General features: G+C 58.6%; 6 protein-coding genes. All 6 read right to left on the bottom strand.

Features of this window, described 5'->3' with window-relative positions:
* Window positions 1-107 precede the first annotated feature (107 nt).
* The 6 genes from groL to HMPREF3135_RS03985 all read right to left on the bottom strand — a co-directional run bounded on the left by groL (window position 108) and on the right by HMPREF3135_RS03985 (window position 6300).
* Window positions 108-1712 carry a chaperonin GroEL gene (gene groL / locus HMPREF3135_RS04010; RefSeq protein ID WP_070438162.1) on the bottom strand — a complete coding sequence of 535 codons (1605 nt, stop codon included), beginning with the start codon at window positions 1710-1712 and terminating at the stop codon, window positions 108-110.
* Between the two features lie 19 nt (window positions 1713-1731).
* On the bottom strand, window positions 1732-2031 hold the full coding sequence (groES, locus tag HMPREF3135_RS04005; RefSeq protein ID WP_005510054.1) for a co-chaperone GroES: 300 nt from the start codon (window positions 2029-2031) through the stop codon (window positions 1732-1734).
* Window positions 2032-2187: 156 nt separating this feature from the next.
* Window positions 2188-2838, bottom strand: coding sequence for a hypothetical protein (locus tag HMPREF3135_RS04000; protein WP_070438159.1), 651 nt, complete (start codon window positions 2836-2838; stop codon window positions 2188-2190).
* A 103-nt stretch (window positions 2839-2941) separates the two neighbouring features.
* The gene (tsaD, locus tag HMPREF3135_RS03995; protein ID WP_070438201.1) at window positions 2942-4021 is read right to left on the bottom strand and encodes a tRNA (adenosine(37)-N6)-threonylcarbamoyltransferase complex transferase subunit TsaD; all 1080 of its coding nucleotides are present in this window, start codon (window positions 4019-4021) and stop codon (window positions 2942-2944) included.
* A 58-nt stretch (window positions 4022-4079) separates the two neighbouring features.
* Window positions 4080-4508 carry a hypothetical protein gene (locus tag HMPREF3135_RS03990; protein ID WP_042388422.1) on the bottom strand — a complete coding sequence of 143 codons (429 nt, stop codon included), beginning with the start codon at window positions 4506-4508 and terminating at the stop codon, window positions 4080-4082.
* Window positions 4509-4563: 55 nt separating this feature from the next.
* On the bottom strand, window positions 4564-6300 hold the full coding sequence (locus HMPREF3135_RS03985; RefSeq protein WP_016422112.1) for a pyruvate dehydrogenase: 1737 nt from the start codon (window positions 6298-6300) through the stop codon (window positions 4564-4566).
* Window positions 6301-6326: the final 26 nt, after the last annotated feature.

Genomic DNA, 6326 nt, shown 5'->3' with positions numbered 1-6326 from the left:
AAATCAGACACACTTTTTGTCACTTAACCCAAAATGCTCCCCACCCTCAGATTGAAAGGTGGGGAGCATTTTACGTGCCAAAGGCCCGGGCACTAGCTCACTGACAATTAGTGAGCGTGATCGTGCTGCGGCTCTTCCTCCGGCTTGTCCACAACAGAAGCCTCGGTGGTCAGCAGCATACGCGCCACGGAGGTTGCGTTGACGACTGCGGAGTGAGTGACCTTGACCGGGTCAATGACGCCGGACTCAATCAGGTTCTCGTAAGTGTCAGCAGCAGCGTTGTAGCCGTTGCCGTTCTCCAGCTCACCAATGTGGTAGACAACGACAGCGCCGTCCTTACCAGCATTCTCAGCAATCCAGAAAGCCGGACGGGTCAGAGCCTTGGCAACTGCACGGACACCGACTGCCTCGTCGCCCTCGAACTCGTCAGCGAATGCCTCGAGTTCACGGGAGATCTGCACCAGTACGGAACCGCCACCGGCGATGACGCCTTCCTGAGCTGCCGCACGAGCAGCGTTAATGGCGTCCTCGACGCGCAGCTTGCGCTCGTTGACCTCGGTCTCGGTAGCAGCGCCGACCTTAATGACAGCCACGCCGCCAGAGAGCTTCGCCAGACGCTCTTCCAGCTTCTCGCGATCCCAGTCAGAGTCAGTGCGCTCAATCTCGGCACGAATCTGGTTACGACGCTCTTCCACAGCCTCAGCGGTGCCGGCACCGTCAACCAGAACGGTCTCGTCCTTGGTAATGGTGATACGGCGTGCGTTACCCAGCACCTCAAGTCCAACGTCCTTCAGCTGCATGCCAGTGTCAGCCGTAACGACGGTTGCACCGGTGACAACTGCCAGGTCATCCATGAACGCCTTACGACGGTCACCGAAGTACGGTGCCTTCACTGCGGCAACCTTCAAGGTCTTGCGCATAGCGTTGATGACCAGTGCGGACAGAGCCTCGCCCTCGATATCCTCAGCCATAATCAGAGTCGGCTTGCCGGACTCGGCAATCTTCTCCAGAATCGGCAGGAACTCTGGCAGGGAGGAAATCTTCTCGCGGACCAGCAGCACCTGTGCACCGTCGAGAATTGCCTGCTGAGCCTCAACGTCGGTAATGAAGTACGGCGAGAGGAAGCCCTTGTTGAAAGACACGCCCTCGGTCACGGACAGCTCGGTGGCAATCGACTGCGACTCCTCCACAGAGACGACGCCGTCCTTGCCAACCTTGTCCATGGCACCTGCAACCAGGTCACCAATTTCAGTGTCGCGCGAGGAAACGGTTGCCACCTGTGCGATGGCAGCAGAGCTGCTGACCGGGGTGGCGCGCTGCTTCAGCAGCTCAACCGCCTTGTCGGATGCAGCGTGAATACCGCGGTTCAGCGAAATCGGGTTTGCGCCGGCTGCAACGTTGCGCAGACCCTCGCGGACCAGCGCCTGTGCCAGCAGCGTTGCGGTAGTAGTACCGTCACCGGCAACGTCATTGGTCTTGACCGCAACGGACTTAACCAACTGCGCGCCGAGGTTCTCAAACGGATCCTCAACGTCGATGTCGCGGGCGATGGTCACACCATCATTGGTGACCAGCGGACCGCCGAAGGCCTTGTCCAGGACAACGTTGCGACCCTTCGGGCCAAGCGTGACCTTGACTGCGTCGGCAAGCGTGTCCACACCGCGCTTGAGGCCTTCGCGAGCCTCTTCGTTAAAAGCAATAAGCTTCGCCATGTGTGGGTACGTCCTCCCTTTAGTTCTCGATAACAGCCAGGATGTCACGCTGCGACAGCAGCAGGTACTCTTCGCCCTGGTACTTCAGCTCAGTGCCGCCGTACTTGGAGAAGATGACGATGTCACCCTCCTTGACGTCCATAGGAATGCGGTCATCGTCATCGGCCCAACGACCCGGACCAACTGCGATAACGGTAGCCTCCTGCGGCTTCTCCTTAGCGGAGTCCGGGATAACCAGGCCAGAAGCCGTGGTGGTCTCTGCTTCGTTGATCTGGACGAGGACGCGGTCCTCCAGCGGCTTGATGTTGACGTTCGCCACGATGAATTCCTCCATACATGCGGTGATGTGATGTTCTTGTGCCGGTTGGTCTGCCGTGCACAGCCGTCGTCGCGGGTGAACAACTGTGTGTCAAACAACCTTCGTTAGCACTCTACCTTTGCAAGTGCTAACACTCAACAATAGTGAGCGCTAATGCTAATTGGTCAGCTTGTCGGGGTTACACGCCATACGACCGAACGCAGTAACCGTCATTCCGTGTTCCTTGATGTACTCATCGCTAAAGCAGGGACCACCAGAACCGGTTGTGTAACGACTGTCTGGCTCCCTCCTTTGCCAGGCACCTTCGTCCCATTGGTAAACCGCAAGTCCACCACTGTTTGCGCGCCCACCCAGCGCCCACCATCCGTCACAGGCGACGATCGTAAAGTTTTCTTCCGTAGTCGGGAACGCCGACGCCTCGCAATCCCCACTAATCGGATAATCGGGCGTAGCCTTACTCGTAGTTTCCTTCTCCACTTTCTCCGGCGACTTCACCTTCACGGTCTCCGTCGCAGTCGCAGTAACAGTGAGCTTTGGCGCTACTTCATCCTTTGCACCTGCACCAAACCATTGCTCACCCCGACCACTCGCAACTAGGTAAAGCACCGCTGCCACAGCGACGATCACCACAAGCAACAGCGCGACGACTGCCCATAACACTCCCCGACCACGACCGCGCTGATGTTCAACTTGCGGTGTTTGCGGTGCTTGCGTTGTTTGCAGTTCACCCTGCGGTGCAAACAGCTCAGTCTGATTATGCGAATTATCGGATGGCTGAAGTTCCCACTCGCTGTAGTCTTTACTCATTTTTGGGCAAGCGCTTTCCTGTAATTGTCCTGCGATCCATGCCAGAGAAACAAGTCAAAGTCAGTTAACGAAATTTAACATGGATCCGAGGGGCAATCACTGCTTATTGCATTACAGGATCTTCCACTGGCATCGATGGGTCGGTCGGGCAGGCGTAGCCAGAGGGCTTGACCCCCGCGGCAATGAGGTAGGCGGCAGCTGCGCCAATCATGACACCGTTGTCGGTGCACAACTTAATCGGTGGCACGTGCAGCGTAATTCCCGCCGAGGTAGCTCGCGCCGCTGCAAGTTCACGCAACCTCGAGTTCGCAGCCACACCACCACCGAGCAGCAGCGTAGTGGCCCCCACATCCTGAGCTGCGCGAACGGCCTTCTTGGTCAATACATCGCAGACCGCCTCCTGGAAGGAAGCACAGACGTCCTCTACGGAGTATTCACGACCTTCCTTCTCTGCCGCCTCGACATAGCGAGCCACGGCGGTTTTCAAGCCGGAGAAGGAGAAGTCATGGCGCGCATCCTGCTGGCGCATCATGGCGCGAGGAAACGCGATGGCCTTGCGATTTCCCTGCTTAGCCAACTTATCGATAATCGGGCCGCCCGGGTAACCCAACCCAAGCAGCCTCGAAACCTTGTCGTATGCCTCTCCGGCTGCGTCGTCAAGCGTCGATCCGAGCTCCTCCATCGGACGACCAACCCCCTGTACGCGCAGCAGCTGCGTGTGCCCGCCGGAAACCAAGAGCGCCACTGCGTTGGACAAATCCGCGCCGTCGAGAGCTCCGACAGCAACGTGGCCACCAAGGTGATTAATGCCGTAGAAAGGCACACCCCAGGCGGCGGCATAAGCCTTCGCGCCTGCCGAACCGACCAGCAGCGCACCAGCGAGACCGGGTCCCACGGTAGCGGCGACGGCATCTGGGATAAAAGTATCGATACCGAGCTTGGCAGCTGCTTGCGCGCGCGCCTCGGAGACTACTGGCTGCAGGGCTTCCAAATGAGCGCGGGAAGCAATCTCCGGGACCACACCACCGAAGCGGGCGTGCTGTTCCATGGAGGATGCGACGACGTCGGCAAGCACTTCCACCTCGGGAATGGCGGGGGTGCTGGTGTCGGTGTCGTCGTAGCGCACACGCATCACTGCAGCGCCAGTCTCATCGCAGGAACTCTCGATTGCCAGCAGGGTCAACTCGGTCATAGCAGTCATGGTACTAGCGCACCACCGGGTCACTTACCAGCGACCGAGTTTAAATTTCGAGGCGACCGAGGTTCCGCACAGCGGCACGCCAGAGAGCGTATTCCTCTGGGTAGTCATCGCGGTAGTGACGCACGGCGCGCATACCGTGCTTAATACGCTCGATTTCCTCGTCGCCGATATCCTTGCCCTCGGCGTCGACAAATACGACCGTTCCGCAAATTGCGGTGGTGGGGTCGGTAAAGAAAGCCGAGTTGCCCGTAGCAGCCTCATTGCGGCCGAGGGACGCGACCGGATTCGGTTCAGCGCCCTCAGCCTTGGCCGTCGGGTTGTAGAGAGCGGCGTAATCGGCGCCGTCTTCTTGGAATGCCACCGAAACACGGTCGGAGGAAACTCCGCCGAGGAATGTAGCAGCGGCCTCCAACTCAAATTCGACGATGCGATGCGTCAGGTCAGGGTTCACCAGAAAACCTTTAATCATGGAAACAGAGGTACCGCACCGCACCCACTCCCGCATCTCGAGAGCGCTACCCCCACTATGGCCGCGGGATGTTGCGGAGGTTCGACCGTGCCATGTTGATCATCTGACCAACGCCGCCGCCGAAGACGGTGCGAGTAGCGGCCTTGGAGAATCCCATCAGCATGTCCCAGGTGATGTTTGCCGGGATGGACAGGGCATTCGGGTCGGTGATCATATCCACCAGCACCGGGCCGTCGTATGCCAGCGCCTCTTGAATCAGGCGAGGCGCATCGGCCGGATCTTCAATTCGGATGGCCTTGATACCCAACGACTCTGCGACTCCGGCGTAGTCCACTGCGTCGTGGTCGGTCTCGTGCTCCGGCAGCCCCTGAACCAGCATTTCCAGCTTGACCATGCCGAGCGAGGAGTTATTGAACACAAACATCTTGATGGGCAGCTGCTCCTGCTTCACGGTGATGAGCTCACCGAGCAGCATTGACAGGCCACCGTCACCGTTGAAGGTAATGACCTGACGGTCCCGGTCAGCAGCCTGCACACCAATGGCCTGCGACAGTGCATTGGCCATGGTGCCGTGACGGAAAGAACCAATCTGCTCTCGCTTGCCATTCGGCGTGACGTAGCGTGCAGCCCAGACATTGCCCATGCCGGTATCCACGGTGAAGACGGCATCGTCATCGGCGTACTTATCAATCAGGTCGGCTACATACTCCGGGTGAATCGGGCGCATGTTCTCAACGTCGTGGGTGTATGCCTCGATGACGTGGCTGAGCAGGCGCTCGTGGTTCCGCAGCTGCTTGTCCAGGAAGGAACGGTCAGTCTTTTCATCCAGGTGCGGAAGGATGGTTTCAATTGTGGCAGCCACATCGCCGACGACTGGGTACTTCACCGTGGTACGACGACCGATGGCACGACCATCGATATCGACCTGTGCGACGTTCTTAGTCGGCAGGAAGTCGTTGTACGGAAAGTCAGTACCGAGCAGAATCAACAGATCAGCATCGTTGGAGGCATCGTGGCAGGCGCCGTAGCCCAACAGGCCGGACATGCCGACGTCATAGGGGTTGTCGTACTGGATGTACATCTTGCCGCCCAGTGCATGCCCCACCGGCGACTTAATCTTCTCCGCAAGCTTGAGCACCTGTTCGCGGGCGTCCTTCACACCTGCGCCACAGAAAAGCGTGACGGTTTTAGCCTCGTTGATTGCGTCGGCAAGCGCGGCGGCCTGGCCGGCGTCAGGGAATACGACTGGGCGACCGCTGCTGATTGTGGAGGTGACGAACTCATCATTTTCCACTTCATGTGTTGTAATGTCGCCCGGCAGAACCAGCACGGAAACACCGTGGCCAGTCATGGTCGACTGGATAGCGTGATGCAAAACGACGCCACCCTGCTCAGCGGAGTTGACCATCTCGCAGTAACCGGAGCACTCGTTGAAGATGAACTCCGGATGGGTCTCCTGGAAGAAGTTCGAGCCAATCTGGCGGGAAGGAATGTGCGATGCCAGCGCCAGCACCTTTGCGCCGTTGCGGTGGGAGTCATACAGGCCCTGAATGAGGTGGGTATTACCCGGGCCACAGGAGGCCGCACACACTGCTAATTCGCCGGTGACCAGGGACTCCGCGCCGGCGGCGAAGGCGGCAGCCTCTTCGTTGCGAACGTGCACCCACTCAATGGAGGACTCGCGCACAGCGTCGACAATGGGGTTCAAACTATCTCCAACGAGTCCGAAGATTCGCTTGACACCCTGCTTCTCTAGGGTTTCTACGAGCTGTTTTGCAAAGGTTTTAGCCATGTGCCTGGTTTAACGCAGATTAGTCA

Origin of the sequence: Corynebacterium sp. HMSC14H10, assembly GCF_001807105.1 — a bacterium.
GTDB classification, from domain to species: Bacteria; Actinomycetota; Actinomycetes; order Mycobacteriales; family Mycobacteriaceae; genus Corynebacterium; species Corynebacterium jeikeium_D.
The sequence above is the reverse complement of the archived record's forward strand: the minus strand, read 5'-3'. Positions and strand labels throughout refer to the sequence as shown.

Coding starts and splice junctions, on each gene's coding strand:
- groL (WP_070438162.1), bottom strand. CDS start 1,712: ATGGCGAAGCTTATTGCTTTTAACGAAGAGGCTCGCGAAGGCCTCAAG.
- HMPREF3135_RS04000 (WP_070438159.1), bottom strand. CDS start 2,838: ATGAGTAAAGACTACAGCGAGTGGGAACTTCAGCCATCCGATAATTCG.
- HMPREF3135_RS03990 (WP_042388422.1), bottom strand. CDS start 4,508: ATGATTAAAGGTTTTCTGGTGAACCCTGACCTGACGCATCGCATCGTC.
- HMPREF3135_RS03985 (WP_016422112.1), bottom strand. CDS start 6,300: ATGGCTAAAACCTTTGCAAAACAGCTCGTAGAAACCCTAGAGAAGCAG.